1 protein-coding gene is annotated in these 227 nt (G+C 45.8%); it reads left to right on the forward strand.

Annotation, left to right across the window (positions count from 1 at the left end; translation table 11 throughout):
* The coding region (locus HMPREF0044_RS07710) for a hypothetical protein (RefSeq protein WP_006547575.1) at positions 1–227 on the forward strand (227 nt) is incomplete at both ends.

The raw sequence follows: 227 nt of genomic DNA on the forward strand, positions 1-227 counted from the left end.
GCCGCAATTGATACTGTCGGTCGACGCTATTCTGAATTAAAGAAATTTTTCGATAAAGGGCTTATTGATAAAGAAGAATATGAATTTCTTGTCCGTAAACTTAATGAAACCACAGAGGAATTGAGCGGGGTTGCGCAAGCGCAGAGAGAAGCCGAGAAGGCCGGAAAACTTGCTGCCGCTCAGCAGGAAGCGCAGGCTCAGGCCTTTCAAAGAATGCTGGACAAGAT

It is taken from the genome of Gleimia coleocanis DSM 15436 (genome assembly GCF_000159015.1).
Taxonomy (GTDB): Bacteria; Actinomycetota; Actinomycetes; order Actinomycetales; family Actinomycetaceae; genus Gleimia; species Gleimia coleocanis.